The 314-nt window shown below is 54.1% G+C and carries 2 tRNA genes; both read right to left on the bottom strand.

The annotated features are described in order from the left end of the window. Positions 1 to 2: 2 nt before the first annotated feature. Positions 3 to 75, bottom strand: a tRNA-Val gene (locus FGT79_RS30755). A gap of 22 nt (positions 76 to 97) precedes the next feature. Beyond that, positions 98 to 174: transfer RNA gene (locus FGT79_RS30750), tRNA-Met, on the bottom strand. Between the last annotated feature and the right edge of the window lie 140 nt (positions 175 to 314).

The following is a 314-nucleotide window of genomic DNA, read 5'->3' as shown; positions in this document are numbered from 1 at the left end:
GGTGGAGGATGACGGGATCGAACCGCCGACCCTCTGCTTGTAAGGCAGATGCTCTCCCAGCTGAGCTAATCCTCCATATGTTACGATAAAAAGGTAATGGTAGCGGCGAAGGGGATCGAACCCCCGACCTCACGGGTATGAACCGTACGCTCTAGCCAGCTGAGCTACACCGCCACGCTTGTCCCCCGAATCATTGTCGATGCAGCGCTCGGGGACGCTTGCAAAGTCAGAACATTACGCCCTGAAAACTGGATACGAAAGAATAGGTTTGCTGAACCTTATATAGCTGCTGTCTACCGGATGTATGGGTCGCG

The sequence above is a fragment of the Paenibacillus sinopodophylli genome (assembly GCF_005930355.1).
GTDB lineage: Bacteria > Bacillota > Bacilli > Paenibacillales > Paenibacillaceae > Pristimantibacillus > Pristimantibacillus sinopodophylli.
The sequence above is the reverse complement of the archived record's forward strand: the minus strand, read 5'-3'. Positions and strand labels throughout refer to the sequence as shown.